The sequence below is a fragment of the Acanthopleuribacter pedis genome (assembly GCF_017377855.1).
In the GTDB taxonomy this organism is placed as follows: Bacteria; Acidobacteriota; Holophagae; order Acanthopleuribacterales; family Acanthopleuribacteraceae; genus Acanthopleuribacter; species Acanthopleuribacter pedis.
The window spans coordinates 292,634-312,361 of sequence record NZ_JAFREP010000007.1 but is presented as its reverse complement, the minus strand read 5'-3'; the positions used below and the strand labels follow the sequence as shown (position 1 = coordinate 312,361).

General features: G+C 56.4%; 9 protein-coding genes and 1 riboswitch. Of the genes, 5 read left to right on the top strand and 4 right to left on the bottom strand.

Annotation, left to right across the window (positions count from 1 at the left end; all coding sequences use genetic code 11):
* The first annotated feature begins 6 nt into the window (after positions 1–6).
* The 3 genes from J3U88_RS10435 to J3U88_RS10425 all read left to right on the top strand — a co-directional run bounded on the left by J3U88_RS10435 (position 7) and on the right by J3U88_RS10425 (position 6,519).
* Positions 7–2,046: an AMP-binding protein gene (locus J3U88_RS10435; RefSeq protein WP_207858692.1), complete on the top strand. Its 2,040-nt coding sequence runs from the start codon at positions 7–9 to the stop codon at positions 2,044–2,046.
* Between the two features lie 532 nt (positions 2,047–2,578).
* Complete coding sequence (locus tag J3U88_RS10430) at positions 2,579–4,588, top strand: DUF3858 domain-containing protein (RefSeq protein WP_207858691.1); 2,010 nt, start codon at positions 2,579–2,581, stop codon at positions 4,586–4,588.
* Positions 4,588–6,519 carry a hypothetical protein gene (locus J3U88_RS10425; RefSeq protein WP_207858690.1) on the top strand — a complete coding sequence of 644 codons (1,932 nt, stop codon included), beginning with the start codon at positions 4,588–4,590 and terminating at the stop codon, positions 6,517–6,519. The genes J3U88_RS10430 and J3U88_RS10425 overlap by 1 nt, the downstream gene beginning before the upstream one ends.
* Before the next feature lie 221 nt (positions 6,520–6,740).
* Here the strand turns inward: J3U88_RS10425 and J3U88_RS10420 are convergent, their stop codons facing one another.
* Complete coding sequence (locus tag J3U88_RS10420; protein ID WP_207858689.1) at positions 6,741–6,980, bottom strand: hypothetical protein; 240 nt, start codon at positions 6,978–6,980, stop codon at positions 6,741–6,743.
* 769 nt (positions 6,981–7,749) lie between these two features.
* On the opposite strand from J3U88_RS10420, the gene J3U88_RS10415 reads away from it, so the two are divergent.
* Positions 7,750–11,850 (top strand): hybrid sensor histidine kinase/response regulator, encoded by a 4,101-nt coding sequence (locus tag J3U88_RS10415; protein ID WP_207858688.1) that lies wholly within the window; start codon positions 7,750–7,752, stop codon positions 11,848–11,850.
* A gap of 184 nt (positions 11,851–12,034) precedes the next feature.
* Here J3U88_RS10415 and J3U88_RS10410 read toward each other — a convergent pair whose 3' ends face one another.
* A complete protein-coding gene (locus tag J3U88_RS10410) occupies positions 12,035–12,955 on the bottom strand; it encodes a serine/threonine protein kinase (RefSeq protein ID WP_207858687.1) in 921 nt (306 codons plus the stop codon).
* Positions 12,956–13,211: 256 nt separating this feature from the next.
* A complete protein-coding gene (gene metX / locus J3U88_RS10405) occupies positions 13,212–14,366 on the bottom strand; it encodes a homoserine O-acetyltransferase MetX (RefSeq protein WP_207858686.1) in 1,155 nt (384 codons plus the stop codon).
* 402 nt (positions 14,367–14,768) lie between these two features.
* Positions 14,769–14,871, bottom strand: a riboswitch (SAM riboswitch).
* 525 nt (positions 14,872–15,396) lie between these two features.
* Here metX and J3U88_RS10400 point away from each other — a divergent pair.
* On the top strand, positions 15,397–16,860 hold the full coding sequence (locus tag J3U88_RS10400; RefSeq protein ID WP_207858685.1) for an aspartate kinase: 1,464 nt from the start codon (positions 15,397–15,399) through the stop codon (positions 16,858–16,860).
* A gap of 25 nt (positions 16,861–16,885) precedes the next feature.
* On the opposite strand, the gene J3U88_RS10395 is transcribed toward J3U88_RS10400, so the two are convergent.
* Complete coding sequence (locus J3U88_RS10395; RefSeq protein ID WP_207858684.1) at positions 16,886–19,726, bottom strand: SpoIIE family protein phosphatase; 2,841 nt, start codon at positions 19,724–19,726, stop codon at positions 16,886–16,888.
* Positions 19,727–19,728 lie beyond the last annotated feature (2 nt).

The window sequence follows — 19,728 nt, the reverse complement described above, 5'->3', positions numbered from 1 at the left end:
TCCCCCATGACATCCTCACGCGTGCCGGCGCTGACGGAAGCCGGTTTATCTCCCGACCAGGCGGCGTCCTGGCAACACCGTCTTGATGTGGTCACCAACGCGGCCGACGCGGCCCTTTTATGGCAGGCATGGTTGTCCTTTGCCGCGCTTGAGAACCTTCCTTTTACCGCCCACGCGGCGATGTTCGCCGCCCTACAATCCTTTTATCCCGCGAGCGAAGGCCCCTTCCCCGTCTGGCAGCCGCAACCATCCGATTTGGAACGCGCCCACATTACGCGCCACATACGCCGCCTCGGTTTGGCCGATTACGCGGCCTTCCACCAATGGTCGGTGACCGAACGGGAAACCTTTTGGCGCGACATGATCGACGATCTGGGCATTATTTGGCGCGAACCCTTTTCCACCGTCTTGCATCCCGCGGGCAATGTCGCCGAACCTCACTGGTTCCCTAACGGCCGCCTCAACATTGCCGACAGCTGCTTCCAAGCCGCGCCGGACAGCCCGGCGATTGTGTTTCAACGGGCCGGTTCGAACCAATGTGAACAATGGACCGTCAGCCAACTCAAGCGCTTGGCGAGCCGTGTCGCCAACGGCCTCGTCGACGCCGGTTTTGAGCCCGGCGATGCGGTTGCGGTCAACATGGCGATGACACCCGAATCGGTGGCGATTTACCTGGGTATCGTCAAGGCGGGTTGCGTGGTGGTTTCCATCGCCGACAGCTTCTCGCCGGCCGAAATTGCAACCCGTTTGCGCATCAGCAACGCCAAGGGCATCTTCACCACCGACGTCAACCCACGGGGCACCAAACGCATGCCGATGTATGCCAAGGTCAAAGACGCCGAAGCGCCGACCGCCGTGGTCTTGCCAGGCACTTCCGATCCAATGGAACCAGCCGAGTTGCGCGGGGGCGACCTGCTATGGGAAAACTTCCTCAGCGACAACGAACACTTTGCATCCGTTGCCCGCGATGCACTTGACCCGGCCAACATCCTGTTTTCCAGCGGCACAACCGGCGATCCCAAGGCAATTCCCTGGAACCAATTGACCCCGATCAAATGTGGGGTAGACGGCATGTTGCACCACGACATTCACGCGGGCGACGTGGTCTGTTGGCCGACAAACCTGGGTTGGATGATGGGTCCCTGGCTGATCTTCGCAAGCCTGCTCAACCGCGCCACCATCGCCCTCTACTGCGATGCACCCACCAGCGCCGAATTCTGCAAATTCGTGGAACGCGCCGGGGTGACGATGCTGGGGGTGATACCCAGCATCGTGAAAGCTTGGCGCCAAAGCGACGCGGTCGCCGACGCGGATTGGAGCGGCATCCAAACCTACAGCAGCACGGGCGAGTGTTCCAACGTCGACGACATGTTTTGGCTGATGGCCGCGGCCGACTTCAAACCGGTCATCGAGTATTGCGGCGGCACGGAAATCGGCGGCGGTTACGTCACCGGTACCCGCGTGCAAAACGCTTCACCCGCGACCTTCTCAACCCCGGCCTTAGGCCTGGACCTGATCCTTTTGGACGAGGAACACCATCCCCAAGACACGGGCGAGGTCTTTTTGCTACCGCCTTCCATCGGCTTGTCCCTGTCGCTGCTCAATAAAGATCACTTCGCGGTGTATTACGGCGACACGCCGTTGGGTCCCAAGGGCGAAATCCTGCGCCGCCACGGTGATCAGTTGCAGCGCATCGGCGGCGGTTATTACCGCGCGTTGGGCCGCGCCGACGACACCATGAACTTGGGCGGCATCAAGGTGAGTTCGGCCGAGATCGAACGCACGCTGAACGGTTTGCCGGGGGTTAATGAAACCGCGGCGATTGCCGTACCACCTAGCGGCGGCGGCCCCAGCATGCTGGTAGTATTCGCGGTGCTCGCCGAAAGCCTGGACCACGACACCCTGGCGCGCGACATGCAAAAAGCCATCCGCGCCAAACTGAATCCACTGTTCAAAATCAGCGCGTTGCGGGTGGTCAACAGCCTACCGCGCACGGCGTCGGGCAAGGTGATGCGCCGCATGTTGCGCGCGGGTTTCACGCCTTAAACCGCACGACGGAAGACCCGTTTCATCAACTTCATGGAACAGCCCGCCTTGATAGGGGGCTGTTCGTTTTTTGCCGGGGTAACACAATGGGATTCGCCCCCGCGGTTGGTAAAAACCAGACCGGCCTACAACAAAAACACGAACGTTCTTTCCCCGCCTAAAATCATAACCCTCCAAAAGAAACTTGCTGCATTTCCACCGCTCTAGTATTTTTCTTGCTCTTGGCCGGCCTTTTTTCTGTAAAATTCCGCCCTGGTGACTGTTGATCACCACCGGAACTTATTTCTCGAAGGGAATATCACCACATCCGGTTCATCAGGAGGCCTACCACGCGCGGAGGCCGGCCAACTTTTTTAATTTTCATCACCGGATTACACCACATTTTTCGCTTAAGGATGTAATGCCGCTTTTTCCATGCTCGCCGAACGAACGGGCCTCAGGCGTCGTTCCGCATGTTTATGAGCACCCTCGCCTGAGACCGACAGGCATCCCCGCTTTATGTGCCTGATCACCACCCAATTAGGAGAATCGTGTGAATCGCTTCATATGCATTTTATGGTGTTTTGCTTTCGTCAGTTTTACCACGCTCGCTAAACCACCTTCTTACGGCGAAGCCATCCCGGAACGTGCTTGGGAGGTTGTCGACAACCCCGAGCTCGGTATCCGCGATGCCGCCTATTTGGACTACTACGTAAAATTTACCGACATCAATGTCACCCACTACCGCTTGATTCGCATTCTCAGCGAACACGGCAAGGCCGCGGCGGAGTTCGTCGCGCCAAAAGAATATCTGCGCAATGTGCGCGGCCGCGTCATCGACCGCAACGGCAGCATCACTGAATTTGATCGCAAAGAAGACTTTGTCGACATCATGACCTACCGTACCCGCTCGGAAAAGGTCAAAACCAAAATTCTGATCCCACCCGGCCTGACCGACGATTGCATCGTCGAAATCGAATGGACCATCAGCGGAAAAGGCGGTCTTGAAGGCGACAATTATGTGAACCGTCACCTCATTCCCGAACCTTTTTACTGTGTCAAGAAGGTGTTGGATCTGCCCAACTTCCAGCGCATGCAGCTTCAAGCAGGCCAAGATGATTGGCTGGTCACCCGCAGCCTGTGGAGTAACGTCAACCCCCCGATCAAATTCACCAAGACCAAGTACCGCGGCTCGGAAAAAACGCTGGTATACGAGAATGTGCCGCCGCGCAAGGCCTATCCCTACAGCAACAACTACTTTGATACCCAAATCCCCTACTTCCTGATTTTCCGCACCATCCCCAACATGGGCAAGGACACCGATACCTTTTGGAAATCCTTCGTCCGTGATTACATCAAACCCGACTACAACGCCTTTTCCATGGGCGGCGAGTACCGCAAATTTTTAAAAGATCTCAAAGGCCGACTCGGCGCGGACCCCAAGCTTGACCCCGCCCAAAACCCTCTTGGCGCCGCCCGTTTTGCGCTTGACGCCCTTCACCGTCGCCTCAGTGTCACCTACTTGCTCAAAGCGGACCAACTCGCGGCCTTCCGCATGCAGAAAGAACGCAAGGCACCCAAATTGGAAGATTGTTTCCGCGACGGCTGGGCCAACCCGAGTGAAATGACACGCATTTACGTCAAGACCCTTCGCGATTTAGGCATTCAGCACCAACTGCTGCTAACCACCAATCACAACGACCCCCCCTTCCGCGCCGGAGAGAACAATCCCTTCGCCATTAGCTGGCGGCCCCTTGTGTTGGTTGTTAACGGGGAACAACAAGCCATGTTTTGCCCATGGACACCCCAGTTCGCATCCGGCCACCTGCCGAGCTATTACCAGGGCCTGCCCGCCCTAGTCATCGACCCCGACAACAAATGGGCGATCAGCTACGGGGCAACGCTCCACTACGGCGCCGCGATCAACCAATGTCAAACCAACTACCAAGCCACCCTGGGTAAGGACGGCACCTTCTCAGTGGCCATGGAGCAATCCGGCAGCGGTGCTTTTAACGCCGAGATGACCGAGTCCATCTATAGCCTGACCGACCAGGAACGCGACGCGATGCTGGCGGAACGCTGGCAACGCCGCTTTGGCGACGACTACCTGGTCGAAAAAGTCACCACCCAAGGTGATCGCGATATCAAAGACATCTGCGTGGTTTCCGTCGAAGCAAGCATGGACTTAAGCGGTGACAGCCAATGGCTTTCGGTCAACCCCTTCCCCGGCAGCATGATCGACATGTACTCCCCGCCCATGTGGCCGAGTGATCGCACCCAGCCGATCTTCCTCAACCGCCCGTTTTACCAAGTCGACACCATGCGTTTGCAGGTGCCGCAAGGTTGGAAGTTAAAAGGCGAGCCAAGCTGGCAAAAAGCCAACAGCGTGGGCACGGTGAAGTTCGTTGCGCTACAGGAAGGCCAAACCATCACCATCCAACGCGCCATTACCCTCAACAACCACATGTTGGAAGCCAAAGCCGAACCTTCGCTGCGGGTTTTTCTCGCCTGGATTGAGGAAGTCGAAGCCCAACAAATCGCCGTATCCCAAGGAGGTGCTTAATGCGTTCCCTTTTTTCATTGCTCTGTTTGATCACGCTCTTTGCCCCACCTGCTTGGGCCCAACTCGGCAGCGGGCTGCCTGATTGGGCCAAAACCGCGCTCGCCGAAAAAGAGGGTGTCGCCCCGCCGGAAAAAGCCGATTTGTGGCGCCTGCTGGACGAAACCATCATTAGCCCGGACAACAAAGGGCGCATTACCGTTCAGCGCCGCGTGGTCCAAAAAGTGATCACCGAACACGGGGTCGACCTCGCATCCATCTTCGTCATCGACGGCGACCCCAACACCACCAAGGTCAAACGCCTGAAGGGTTGGCACCAAAACAGCCGGGGCAAAATCACCAAACTCGACAAAGCCAACGTTTTCACCGTCAGCCAGGCACAAATTAACCGGGTTTCTCACGATGCCAGCACCGCCGCCTACTTCGAAAAGGTCGGCCGCAATTCGATCATCGTGTTCGAGAGTAAAGAGCGACGAACTGAGGTGTTCAACCAAGATTTGGTATTCATGCTCAGCAATTTCCCCATCGCCAAACGCGTCATTGATGTGCGCCTGACCGGTGCCCAACTACAACCCGTCAATTTTGATAGCTGGCAATTGACCTATCAGCAAGAAGGCACGCGTTTGGTTGCCAAGCATTTGCCTGAAATCCAACGTGAGTGGATGACGGCCGACAGCGGTTACTTTTTCCCTTACCTGATTATCAACCACAGACAGGGCACCGAGTTTGATGTCACCTTCGACACTTGGTCCAGCTTGGGCAGTTGGTACTACCGCACCTTCGCCCAGTCCGCATCCTTCCAAGAGGGCGGCGAAGCCATCGACAACATCACCCAACTGGCGGGCATTTTTGAGCGCCAACAGAAGGACATTAGTTACCGACAGCGTTACCTGACACCGGGTCGCGGCTGGGTTCCCGCCTCGGGTGGTGATGTGCAGCGCCGCAAATACGGCGATTGTAAAGACATGGTTGCCTGCCTTGGTTTTGAGGCCACCAAACAAAAAATCGCGGTTTACCCGGCATTGGCCACGATCATCCGCGATTACTACCCGGACGAAACCAAACCGGTATCGCCCTTCGCCTTTAACCACGTGATCGCGGCCGTCCCACTGAAGCAAAGCCTGGGTCTCGCCGCGGAAGTGATGGTGGACAACCAACTGATGCTGCTGGTCGATCCCACATCCAAGGGCACCCCGTTGGGTTACCTGCCCGCCGATTACCGCGGTCGCCAGGTTTTCCTTTGCAACAAGGAAGGTGGTGCCTGGATCGAAATCCCCGAGAAGGCCTTGGAAAAAAGAGCAATCAAGGTTCAGGTTTTCGGGCGCCTCGACCAACATCACACCCTCGGCGGCAGTTTGATCATCTCGAGCCGAGGCAACGCGCTCGGCTTGCGCATGCTCCCCGACAATCGCGACCCGGAAGATGTCGAATGGTTGGTGCGCCGCGGCTTGGACATTCCAGGAACCGCCGTCTTGACCATTAACCATGTCGCGCCGGGAGAACCCGGTGAAATCCAAGTTACCTGTCAGGTCATGTGGCCGAGTTTCCTGCGTCACGATGTACACGGTTTCCGTTTGCCGGGCACCATTGTGCCGCACACCCGTTTGCAAATTGAAGATCGTGGCAAGGAACGCCAGCAGGCGATTCGCATCGCGCCACAAGTTGCAACCTCGTGGGTGATGTCGCTGAGCACGGTCCGGCCAATGGCACCGGGCGCCGAGGCAACGGAATGGTCGGACGACACGCGGCGTTTTGCGTGGAAGGCAAGCGGAGGCAAAACCCTCAAGGTGGAATACCATCGCGCGGGCAAAAAACGCCTCTTTCCCAAGTCCGATCTCCAAGCCGGGATCGACTACTGGGAAGGCTACCGCGAAAACTACAACGCGTTTTACCTGACGGACACGCTGTTCCAAGAGGTTCCTAGCGCAAATTAGCAGGCATCACAAAAAGTTCCGCCAAAGAAGCGGTCGGTTGATCCGGCCGCTTTTTTTTGGACCGATCGATAAAGGGTGAGCTGAAACCGCGCCAAGCCGGCGCGGAAAAAAGAGACAAGACACGGCGTGTCGGGGGTTTACCCGCTCAAGCGGCAACACGCCCGCTTGCAAGGTATCGAGGAACCCTCGATGGACGAGGATTTGCCTCGGTGTCCAAGGCGTTAACCTCGGTGTTTTTTCACTTTGCGGAACCGTTTGAGTTGTGGGTTGTGATCCTCATCAAGACGGACCCCGACGGCGTCAACACGAATGGCGCCTTTATCCACCAAGCGCGTTAGCTCAGCTTCAACAGGTGCTTGATCGGTGTCGAAAGCACGCGCGAGCGCGTCACAACATTCGGTCAAGGTACCGGGAAAGAAGCCACCGATCTGGGCCATTAACTCGAGAATCTTATCCTCCATAAACAATTCACCTCCTTCGTAAATTCAAAAAGAAAAATTAATCGCTAATGATTTATCCATGATCCATTTGTCTTTAAATAAAAATTCTAAAAACTCCTATCGACCATGCGGAATAGCAACCTAATTTTTTTTTGGAGCATCTTGTAACAAACCAGACGACCTAGCATACAAGACTCAAGCTAATTTTGACCACTCATTAAAACAAACACGGATAACTCAAGAGGTTTTACGAATGCGGGACCAAGGGTTATTGGTGCTTAGGCATGTCAAATACAGTACCTTCAGTTTGTTTCACCCTAGCCCGCATTTCTCACGAGGATTCGTCGCGAGAAGCAGAAAGCCTTGTGAGAAATGCGGGCTAGAGAGGTAATTTTCCGACAAAGGGCTCCTGGCAGAGTACTTGACTCACTGATCTGACCCCGGCGATGGGGCGAAAGCTCGCGAACCACGCGTGGTTTGGTATCGCGAAACAACCTCGACACATGACCAAGACACCGAACGATCAATGCTAAAATTCATTGATTTGTCACCTTCACCCGTAAGGTTTAATGACCGACCTCGGACACAACACCGCCTCGGCACTTTCGATCACGAGGAACCCAGGTTTGTCCTTGACGCTTTCTCGCCGCTTGATGGGAAGCGCCCATCCGCTTCACTCAGATGACACAGGAACCACGCTCACACCGCCTCGGTGGTTTCGGTTCACAACACTTTGAATCTCACCATGACCCCATGCGTACCCGGTTGATTGGGGCGCGGAGCCGCCGCGTTGAACCAGACGCGTTTTACCGAACTCATGAAGTTTTTCGCCACACACTTAATTCGCGCCATGCTCATGGTACCGATCTTGGTCGGTCTATTTGCCCATGCCGCCAACCCGACCTCGCCGCCCCTGATCGCGGAGCAGGCGGGCGAGCTTAAGTTCAAAACCTACACCAACCGCGACGGCCTCTCGCAAAATTCGGTTCTGGCGATTACCCAAGACACCCGCGGTTTCATGTGGTTCGGCACGCGGGACGGACTCAACCGCTTCGACGGTTACTCATTCAAAGTGTTTTATACCCAAACGGGAAATCCCAACAGCCTCGCCAATAATTACATCCGTTCGCTGTTGGCCGATCCCGACGGCGGTATTTGGGTCGGCACCCAAAACGGGGGACTCAGCAAATACGATCCCCGACGCGATCTTTTTCAGTCGTATGCCACCCAGTCCGCGCCGCCGATGCAACTCCCTGGTGATTTTGTCGCCGATCTGGCCTTCGACCATGACGGGGGTTTGCTGATTGCCACCGACGGCGGCTTGGCCAAGCTTTCCAAGGATCGCAAACGGATCGATCTCGTCGATCTATCCTCGGCAAACCTCACTGCCGTTCCTTTCGTGCGGGCCGTTCATTTAACCGACGACGGTACCCTGTGGATTGGCACCGATTTGGGCTTGCTTCGCCGCACCCCGGATGGAAGCCTGTCGCGTTTTCGCCTGTTACCCGAACACGCGCGATCCTACGCTTCCATTAACCGACTCGCCGGTGACGACTCGGGCGATGTTTGGATCGCTACCTTTGAGGGGGCCTTCCACTATTCGGCGGAGACGCGGCAAGTAACCCAATACCTGCCGAACGAAAACGATCCCGGCGGCCTCAGTCATCGGGAAATTTTCACGGCCCACCTCGACGGCGACGGCCGGGTATGGCTGGGCACCCAGAACGGACTCAACCGTTTTAATCGAGAAACCCAGACTTTTTCCGCCACCTACCACCGCAATTACCTTCCCGACAGCCTGGGCAGCAATGAGATCTGGTCGATGTTTTCCGACCAACAGGGCAACCTGTGGGTCGGCACCTACAACGGCGGCATCAGTCTCTACGCGCCGTTACGCCAGCGATTCACCCATTTCCAGCACGATCCCGAAAATCCAACCAGCTTGGGGGGACAGGAGGTTTGGTCGGTATTTGTGGACGATCAACGCCGCCTATGGGTGGGTTCCTACGACGGGGGCTTGTCCCGCTACCATTCCGAAAACAACCGGTTCAGCCACATCCGCCACGATCCAAACAAGGCGGACGGCCTCAGCGAAAACAGCATTTGGGCGTTAAATCAGGATAAGGACGGCCGTTTGTGGATCGGGACTCGCGCCACGGGCCTCAACGTGGGCACCCCGGAAGAAGGTTTCAAACACTACCGGCACCAACCCGACGCGCCCAACACCCTGCCCCACAATCGCATTTACGCCATTCTTCGCGACCATCGAGACCGAATGTGGGTCGGCACACGCAAGGGCCTGGCCCGTTACCGCCCCAACGGGGATGATTTTGTCACCTTCTACCACCAGCCCTCGTCACCCTCCTCCCTCGCCCACGACCGCATCTACAACCTTTACGAGGACCGGGAGCAACGTCTGTGGGCGGCAACCCTCAATGGGCTTAGCCGCCTGAAGGAGGACGAAACCGGCTTTACCAATTACCGCCGCCATGGGGACGCGGTCAACAGCCTCAGCAGCAATGTGGTCTCCAGTATGTACCACGACCAGGAGGGTAAGTTCTGGGTGGGCACCTACCAAGGCGGCCTCAACAAATGGCCGGCGGCCGATTTTAAACAGGGTCGGGCCCATTTCACCCATTACGGCCACAACCAAGGATTACCCAGTGAAGCAATCTACGCCCTGACGGGGGACAGGTTGGGGCGCATTTGGATGAGTACCAATCAGGGTTTGGCCTGCTTTGATCCGCAAAAAGAACGGTTTCAGAGCTACACCATCGCGGAGGGCACCCAGGACAACGAATTTAAAAACGGGTTCTTTCACGACTTTGAAACCAACACGGTCTTCTTTGGCGGCATTAACGGCCTTAACGGCTTCCAACCCGATCAAATGATGAAAAACACCTTCGTACCGCCCATTGTTATTTCCAATCTGACGGTTACCCGGTTCACCAAGCAGATCACGGTTCTTTTGGGAGATCAACGTCATCTGACTTTTGACTACGACGACCAAGCACTCAAATTGGAACTGGCGGCGCTGGATTATACCGATCCCAAACGCAACCGGTACGCCTACCACCTTGAGGGCCTTCAGGCCGAGACCATCCAATTGGGAAACCAACGTCATCTTTCTTTTGCCAACCTTCCCAGCGGTAAATACACCCTGCACGTGTTTGGCTCAAACAACGACGGGTTATGGAACGAGGTCGGAACCACCTTAAACATCACCATTCGGCCGCCCCCTTGGGCCTCGCGCGGCGCCGTCGCGGCGTATATGCTGTTGGCCCTCGTGGCGGTTTATTGCGTTTGGCGCTATCAAATCCGACGCATCGAAGACCAAGCTCAAATCGAAAGCTTGAAGCAGACGGACCAGGCAAAAAGTATGTTCATCGCCCATGTCTCTCACGAACTGCGCACCCCGATGAATGGGGTCATCGGCATGGCCGACATCCTCGGCAAAATGGATCTGGAACCCCGCGCGCGGGAATACATTGACATCATCCGACACAGTGGCGAATCACTTCTGGCCATCATCAACGACATCCTCGACCTTTCCAAAATGAATGAGAACAAGATGCTACTGGAAACCATCCCCTTCTTCCTCCGCCGGGAGTGTGACGCGGTGATCGACCTGTTTTCGGAACAAGCGCTAAAAAAGCAGGTCGCGCTGCGACAATGGATTGGACCAGACGTTCCCAACGAAATGCTGGGCGACCCTTTGCGTCTGCGGCAGGTGCTAACCAACCTGCTCAGCAACGCCTTAAAGTTCACGGAACACGGCCACATTGAGTTGCGGATCGCTCTTGGTGAACAGACCGAGGATCAGGCCCACCTGAACATTGAGGTAGAAGATACGGGCATCGGCATCCCACCGGATCGTTTGCAGCTCCTGTTCAAACCCTTCCAACAAGTGGATTCATCGACAACCCGCAAATACGGCGGTACCGGTCTGGGTCTGACCATCTGCGAGCGTTTGGTCAGGAAGATGGGCGGTCGAATTAGGGTCCATTCCCAAGTTAACCAGGGCAGTACCTTCCAGTTTAACGTCGTCTTAGGTATGCCAAAGGACTCAAAACCGAGCGCCCCCGCGGTGCAAACCAATCAGTGGATGCTTCTCTGGGAACCGGACCCGCGTGACCGTGACATCGCGGAAGCCCAGCTTCTTTATTTGGGCTTTGGCGTTCACCACCTTCACCAACCGGATCCGCGCGCACTGACGGTCAAGGAACCGCCGCTTCCCGGTGAGATCGTGGGACTGTGGTGGGGTTGTTCCGACCAAGAACCAGGAGTCTGGTCAGCTTGGCAAACCTTTTTTGACGACACCCCAGCCTCACCCGGGCCGCGAATCATTTTAAGCGGGGCGGTTGATCCGCGCGACCCGACAACCCCCGACGGGATCGCTTTTGTACCGCGCCCATTGCGTTTTAAAAATACCGAGGTACTGTTTGCGCCTCCCGCCGCACCCCGCGACCAAGAGCATCCGCGGGCCGGCTTGTCGGCACCCATGTGGCGGCTATTGCTGGTCGAAGACAATACCGTCAATCAAAAAGTGGCGATGCGCATGCTGGAGCAATTGGGTTTGCAGTGCGATTTAGCGGTCAATGGAAAACAAGCACTGATCGCTTGCGAGAAAACCCCTTACGACCTCATCCTGATGGACTGCCAGATGCCGGAAATGGACGGTCTCGAGGCCACACGCCAACTGAGGGCGCGGCACGAGGCCCACCAACCCATTATTGTGGCGTTAACGGCGAACGCATCCCAGGAAGATCGGGTGGCGTGCATCACGGCGGGAATGAATGATTTTCTAACCAAACCGCTGAAACGGGCGGACCTCATGGAAGTTCTCGAAAAGTGGGCGCCCGCGAAGGAACCGGTGATGCCGATTCGTTAACGCCGAGAGAAAGCTAAGGATTGCGTTTCTTGGGTTTAACCTAAGAGACGCTGAAGCGAGGGATTTTTGCTAAAGATCTGGAGCGAAATGGTTTGAATAAGCGAGCCGGGGTCGCGCCCGACCGTACCCACCGGGTGCGGTGAGCATTTTCACAGGCCGTTGTAGCCCAGAGGTTTAGCAAAAATCACCGCGAGTTATCGCGCTTCTTTGGTTTAAGCGCCGAAAACCAGCCGGACCGTGTTTTTCCGGGTGGGGTAGCAGCCGCGGGTTGCCCGGCAAGCGGCAAGCCGTTGCGGTAATTGTCCAAATCGGCGATGACATCGGAGAAGCTTTGATAGCGGTCCTCCAGGGACTTGGCCAAGGCACGGTCGACGATGTCGGAGAGAGCCTTGGGTACTTCTTCGTTAAGGCGAAAACAAGGAACCGGGGTCTCCATCAGGATTGCTTCGTAAATTTGTTGCTCGGTTTTGCCTTCAAACGGCTGCTTGCCGCTGAGTAATTCGTAAAGCACCACACCGAAGGACCAAATATCGGCTTGGTGGTTGACCGGTTCGCCCTCGGCCTGCTCGGGCGGCATGTAGGCCATGGTACCAAGCACGGTGCCGGGATTGGTCAAGGGCGGATGGTCGAGTAATTTGGCGATACCAAAATCCACAATTTTCACCACACCCTCGCCGTCAAACATAATATTGCCAGGCTTTATGTCGCGATGAATGATTTGGCGCTCGTGGGCGAAGAGAAGGCCGAGCGCCATTTCACGGGCAATTTTCATGATTTCAGACAGCGGCAAGCGACCTTTGATCATTTTGTCTTTGAGGTTGCCGCCGGAATAGTACGGCATGACCATAAACATCTGGCCGTCGTTGGTTTCGTTGATGGTGTGGATCGAACAGATGTGGGGATGGTCGATTTGGCCGGTGGCCTTGGCTTCCAGGAAAAAGCGTTGTCGACCGGTATCGTCGATATCAAAAAAGGGTTTGAAGCATTTTAGGGCGACAATCCGATCTTCGCGGGTATCGCGTGCGCGGTAGACGACCCCCATGCCGCCGTCACCGATTTCTTCAAGTACCAAAAAGTTACTTACCATGGAGTTCAACTGAAACATAAGCCGCCCAGGATTGAAGAAGCCTTCCCGGCAAATCGCATGGAATGGATGCCCGAGAAAAAGCGCGTCAAACCTGAACATTGTACCCCAAGCAGAAGTCAATTTCCCGGTGAAGATTCTCGCTACATTATATATATGTAGGGGGACGGCCGATTCGGGGCGCACAACCGGGTGCGATTCGTCTCAAAAGCGCAAAGGGAACCCACACGGATCGCGCGGGTTCCCGATGGCTATAGGGGATCGTTTAGAGGTTAGCTCAGGCAGCGTGCTCGAGTTCTTTGAGAAACTCACCGAGAATATTTTGCATTTGGTCAAATTCGATGAGGAACGCATCGTGTCCATGAATGGAGTTGATGCGGGCGTAGCGACCGCGCGGAAGGAGGTCCGCGAGGTTTCGCTGATCGGCGTCGGGATACAGCAAATCCGAGCTAATACCGACGCTAAGCGCGGGCACCTTGATGCGCGCCAAGGTGGTGCGCAGGCAGCCGCGACCCCGGGTGATGTCGTGTGCGTCCATGGCCCGGCTGATGGTGAGATAACAGTTCGCGTCAAAACGATTCACCAGTTTTTGCCCTTGGTAGCGCAGGTAACTTTCCACCGCGAAACGTCGTTTCCCTTCGAAGGGATCGTCAAAGGCTTTTTCGCCGGCGTCGGCCGAGCGGTCGAAGTTCTGATTGTAAGAATCGTAATGGCGATAGGACAGCATGGCCATCATGCGCGCCAGCGCTAGGCCGCGTTTGGGTTGCTCGCGGTAGCGACCGCCGAGCCATTCGGGGTCGGAGGTAATCGCCAACCGCGCGGCTTCGTTGAGGCCGATGGCCCAATCGGAATGGCGCACCGCGGTGGCGATGGTGGCGATGGCGCGAACGCGTTCAGGGAACAGGAGCGCCCACTCCAAAACCTGCATCCCGCCAAGCGATCCGCCAATCGCCAAGGCGAGCTGTCTGACCCCCAAATGGTCCAGCAACGCCTTTTGGACCCGGACCATGTCACGGATACCAACAGCAGGAAAATCAGGTCCGAAGGGACGCCCCGTAATCGGGTGGAGGCTGGAGGGACCGGTGGTCCCGTAGCAGCTTCCCAAAATATTGCTACAAATGATGAAGTATTTTCGGCTGTCAAGCGGGGCACCGGGGCCGAACAAATCTTGCCACCAGCCGGGGGGGCAATCGGCGCCGTCGGGTCGGGCGACGTAGGCGTCCCCGGTCATGGCGTGGCAAACCAGGACGGCGTTGGAGCCCTCGGGGTTGAGACGCCCGTAGGTATGGTAGGCGACATCGACGGGCGCCAGGGTTTGGCCGGACTCGAGTTCGAGGGGCCGAGATTCGTCGTAAACCCTTACAACAGAAGGCGTAGGCAACCCACGCCAAGCCAGGCTTCGACCCGCAAAATCACAAACAGCAGCATTCATGACAGCCACCAACGGAGCGGGAACAGGTAGGCGCGGCAAGAAAATGAATTTCCTGCATTTGTGGGCTTTCAAAACGGGGAAGTTTTTTGGTATCATACGTCGTCATGTTCGCCTCCGTGTACGTGGTTTTTATGTTCAGGGGGTGACTGCACATTGGGGAATTGAGAAGAGACCAGGGGGAACGGTCTCTTCTCTTCAATCGGCCTTAGGGGGAAACTAGGCCGAAGCGGTTGAGGCTTGCATATGCAAGCCTCAACAGCACCTATCTTACTCAAAGTGTGATCTGTGGCTTTAAGCTGTCAAACAACACGCGAAGAGCAGCGCAGAAATCAAAAAAGCTCTTCATGGAATATGATCCAGAAGAGCTTTATAAACGGCTTATTTTTTCGCGTTTTAGCTCGGAGATCATCTTTCCCGTAACGGGCAGGATGTAGCACCTGACGTGATCACTCACCGGTTGCTAAGGCTTCACAGGGCCTGACCCCTCCACCTTTCTTGATAAGTCCGATTGAATTGTCAATGCTTTCGGTTATCAACCCTAAGGCTGCCTAGTCACATATTGCTGCCCATTTAAAACGCTTCCGCGCCCCGTGTCAAACCCTTTTTTTATTTTTTTCAGATTCGCCCCCGCCACGGGCCGCCGCCGGCCCCCGTCCAGCACGGCTTCAACTTGCATTCTGCCCGTTTTTGTATTAAGTTCCGCGCCATGCAGGGTGTTCCCCCCTTTTTCGCCCGCATCCGTCGGCGGCACTGTTGACCCGCCGCAATGAATCATCCTATTTCATCTTGCTCCCCCTTTGATGCTGCGTCCTCCGCTTTAGGCAAACCCCTATCCGCCGGCCCGATGCAGCTTCAATCCATGGTCGCGCTCGCGCACGGCTTCGGGTATCCCCTACCCGTCGCCGAGAATGATGGTCGTCTGCCCGCCTCGCGTCGGGCTCCAGCCGATCCGTCCCCCGCGATCACCGCACGACCATCCCCTTCCCCCACCCGCGGTCACCACGCCTTGTTATCCCCCGGAGGTACGTTCATGCTTGAATCGCGCAAATGCGTTGTTTATAAATTCGGCGGCACATCGGTCGCCCATCCCGAAAATCTGGGACGCCTGGTCCAGTTGGTTCACGGTGAAGAACACCGTTGCGTCCTGCTCGTTGTTTCGGCCCTCGCCGGCGTGACCAACCTCTTGGTCGAAATGGGCGAACTTTTGGCGGCCAAACACACGCCCGACCAAAAGGCACAACTCAACCACCGCCTGCAGGCTGTCGAAGAAAAACACCTGACCCTGTTCACCCAATGCGCCCAAGACGCTTGGCTAAAAATTATCACCACCGATTTTCAGACGGAGTTTCGCGCTTTATCCGCCTGGATCCAAGAACTCGGAAAAAGGAACGCCGCGGGATCCCCCGCCCAAGCGGCCGATATCGATCAAATTCTGTTTTACGGCGAACGCTTCAGCTCCAAATTCATTCACAGCCTGCTCCTGGCCCATCAACCGCCGGGCCAAGCCGAAATCAATTGGGTTGACGCACGCCGGCTCATCGCCACCGATGAACGCCACGGCGACGCCTCCCCGCTCTGGGCGCGATCTCGGGAATGCATCGAACACCACCTCACCCCGATTCTGGCTCACAGCCAAGTGGTCATTACCCAGGGCTTTACCGGTGCTAACAAGGACGGTCGCACAACCACGCTCGGCCGCGGCGGCTCCGATTTCAGCGCCACCTTTCTGGCCGCGGCCCTAGAAGCCGACGAAGCCCAAATTTGGTCGGACGTGGACGGCATCCTTACCGCCGACCCCAGAACGGTCGATCACGTCACCACGATTCACCATCTGTCTTACAACCAGGCCGAATCGGTAGCCAGGCTCGGCGCAAAAGTACTGCACCCCCGCTGCATCGCCCCCGTCAAAAAAGCCAACATTCCCCTGCGCGTGCGCAACACGGCCCGCCCCGAACACCCCGGCACCTCCATCAACCAAAGCCTGCCGGCCGAACGCCGCACCCTCATTACCGGCAAGGAAGAAGCCCTGCTGTTCCACCAAGAACGCCCCCTGGACCAAGGTGTAGGCTGGCCGAGCGGTGAATGGCAAAAACTGCCGTCGGGTCATCCCCCTCTGGCGATGAGCTACGCGGGCCACGAATGGACGATTGTCAGCGAGGACCTACCGGACTGGCGCCACTGGTGGAACCACGCGCGCCACCGCGAAGCCGCGGCTGAAGCCGGCCGTCACCGCGCCCCGGCCGGCATCACGCCCTGTGCGTTCATTTACGTGATGTGTACCCGCGCGGGCGAGGCCTCACCCACCGCCCGCGCACTGCATATCCTGCAAAACCAGACACTGCTGTTCCACAGCCGCAGCGCGGATGAGACCAGCTTGGCCCTCGCGGTACCGCGCGCGGATTTCGACAGCACGGTGCAATTACTGCACTTGGCCCTCGTCCAAAGCGAAGACCCCGAAACCGAACCACTCACGGCGGAACTATCAAGCGTTTAACCCGTTTCTAGCAAACTAAAACGGGTTAGCCATCCGCCACCGAGGGCGCCGAGGGCAATACTTTCACGACGACCACGGTTTGGTCGTCGTGACGATCCAAACCGGCGGCATAATGATCGGTCTCGTGAAGGATCACATCCCGCAAGGCCGCCGCTGAGGCGTCGGCATGGTGGCGAATAATATGGCACACCCGCTCCAGGCCAAATTCTTGATGGGCGTGGTTGTGGGTTTCGTTAATCCCGTCTGAGATCAACACAAAAATATCCCGCTCGTCGAAATTGTGCCGGCTACACTCAAGCACACGCTCAAATAAGGGGCCAGGGTCTACCCCCAAGGCAATACCGCCCGGTTTGATTTGATGCACTTCCTTGTCCGCCGCCCGATACCACAACAAGGGTAAATGCCCGGCACGAACCGTTTGCAGCCGGGGTCCCTGCAAATCAATGCGAATGCCGAGCGCGGAAATAAAGGCGTTTTTGTCCAGTTGCGCATACAGCAAGTGGTTCAAACGCACAAATAAATCTTGGAGGTCGCGGTCGTCGGAGGCAAGGGTCGAAAAAATCCCCTGAAAACGCGACATATGCAAAGCGGCGGAAGTTCCCTTGCCGCTCACATCACCGAGCACCACCGAGAAAAAGTCGTCACCCGCCCGGTTGTAACCGTAAAAATCACCGCCGACCTCAAGCGCGGGCAAGGAAACCCCGGCAATATCAAAACCAGGAAGCTCGGGGTCCTGTTGCGGCAACGAAGAAAGCTGGATCTGCCGCGCAAGAGCCAACTCGTGTTTCATGCGCTCCTGGGCACCAACCAGTTCGTAAAGGAAGGCGTTTTCAACCGCAATGGCGGCCTGCTTGGCCGTGGCGGCAAGGAACTGAAAGTCCTTGGGCTCAAAAGTGGTTTCCGATAATTTTTCTCCGATTAACAGAAAGCCGAGAAAACGCGATTTGGAATAAATCGGATAGACATACTTAAACCCTTGCGCGACCAAGGCTTCTTTCCCGACCGGCTCGAGGTAATCCACACAGAGTTCGGCGCGATACTGCCTCAAATTCTTGCCGAGTAACTGCACCTGCTCGGGCGTCAAGGGCGACTCGGAACCGCCCCGCGGTTTGTGACTCCAAGCCTGGCAGGCACACTCCTGCTCATCGCGAAAAATGATTAACCCCAGTTGTTTCACACGCATAAACGCGGCCATTTTCGCGACCATCCCACCGGCCAATTCGTCGAGAGAAACCACACTGGTCATCAAATGGACGAGCTCATTTGAGGCGCCTTGGTGGTCGTAATCTTGGCGGTGAAATCGGCGCCGAATGCCGTTCAACCCCAGTCGACCGGCGTAGAAAAAGACGAAGGCGACACCGATCCCGCAGAACATCAACACCATGTTGTGACCGGCCATGTTTTCATGCGGTCCGACAGCCTGGCTGATCTCCAGAAAACGCGAGGTCAGACGAACGCGAGGCAGATCCGCGGCCACTCTTGCCAACCACAACAAGCAGGAAATAAAGGTCGTTACCAGCGCCACCAACCAGAAGGTCGTCACAAAACTGAATTGGGTCACCCGGCCGATCCGAATCCCGAGCAGGCGGTACCGCATCATGGTGTAGCTGTAGGCAAACAGCAGTAAAAACAGGCCCAGGGCAATTAAGCTGTAGAAGAAACGCGCAGAAAGGTGCGAGGAGAAAAAAGCACCGGCAACGGTCATCAGCGAAACAAAAATTCCGGTATAACGAATGCCGCTTTCCAAACGGGCATGCTCTCGCGAGGCACCTTTGCGAAAGATAAAACGAATGCAAAAGTGAAGGCTGAACATGATCGGCACAAACAGAATCATCGACTGCATGCCCATCGTCGATATGGCAACCCAGGTCGCCGCGAGGGAAACGAGGTAATAAGCGTAACGCAAAAAAGGAACCGCGAGCAGATCGCGACGCTCGCGTGGGAAGTAATAACTCCCGTGAAAAAGGGCACCCAACCCAAAATAAAAGCTCGGCCACAGGGTGTACTCGCGCCATACCTGTAACATCTGCCCGTCAAGGTGGCCGCGATTGGGAATAAGCAGACAGGCAACCCCGATTAGGAAAAAACCAAAGGAAAGCGGTCGGGTTGCCCGCAAATGGCCGCGCATGCCGGCCAAGGTCAGGCCGGCCAAAATCCAAGCCAAGCCGCTCAGTTGAAAAACAACATCGAGGAAAACGATGTTGAAGCGGGTCATAACCACGTGGGTTTGTTTCATTTCCCCATTGCGAATGAATTGGTAGGGAACCCGTTCGCCGACAATGCTGCGACGCACCAAAAAGTCGGCGTGCCCCAAACCGCGGATGGCCTCACCATTGATGGAGAGAATCAAATCACCGCGGCGAATGCCGGCGCGGTCCGAGGCACCCTCGGGCAAAATATCGTAAACGTTGACGGTAAGGGGGATGTCGCGCAAAAAATCGCGACGCAAAGCACCGACCCGCACGCGGTAACGCACCAAGGCCCGTCGGAACTCGGGTTTTTGCACCTCAAGCACCACTTTTTGCCAGGGCTGTAAGCGGTCCAACACCGCGTAGGCATCGCGGGCCCGGGCCACGCGGCGGTCATTCACCGCCACCAATAAGTCACCCTGCCGAATGGTGCGCAAATCGTCGGGCGAGAAAAAGTCGTAGGTGTTGTCGATGGGTTCGGCCTGAATCGGCTGGAGAATGTAAATGCGGCCGACGGACAGTTCAAAGAGGTTGTCGTCGATCCCCGAGTTCAATTTGTTGTAACCGTTTTTGAGGGAAAGCGGTAACAAAAACAAAACAGCGGCGCCGAAAGTAATTCGAAACAACCACAGACGTTGCACGCGGCTATTGGGTTTGAGTTCCCCGGTTGGATTCATAG

What these genes read in the sequence shown, in the direction of transcription:
- metX (WP_207858686.1), bottom strand. Translation starts at nt 14,366, where the DNA reads ATGAATGCTGCTGTTTGTGATTTTGCGGGTCGAAGCCTGGCTTGGCGT.
- J3U88_RS10395 (WP_207858684.1), bottom strand. Translation starts at nt 19,726, where the DNA reads ATGAATCCAACCGGGGAACTCAAACCCAATAGCCGCGTGCAACGTCTG.
- J3U88_RS10425 (WP_207858690.1), top strand. Translation starts at nt 4,588, where the DNA reads ATGCGTTCCCTTTTTTCATTGCTCTGTTTGATCACGCTCTTTGCCCCA.
- J3U88_RS10410 (WP_207858687.1), bottom strand. Translation starts at nt 12,955, where the DNA reads ATGTTTCAGTTGAACTCCATGGTAAGTAACTTTTTGGTACTTGAAGAA.
- J3U88_RS10435 (WP_207858692.1), top strand. Translation starts at nt 7, where the DNA reads ATGACATCCTCACGCGTGCCGGCGCTGACGGAAGCCGGTTTATCTCCC.
- J3U88_RS10420 (WP_207858689.1), bottom strand. Translation starts at nt 6,980, where the DNA reads ATGGAGGATAAGATTCTCGAGTTAATGGCCCAGATCGGTGGCTTCTTT.
- J3U88_RS10400 (WP_207858685.1), top strand. Translation starts at nt 15,397, where the DNA reads ATGCTTGAATCGCGCAAATGCGTTGTTTATAAATTCGGCGGCACATCG.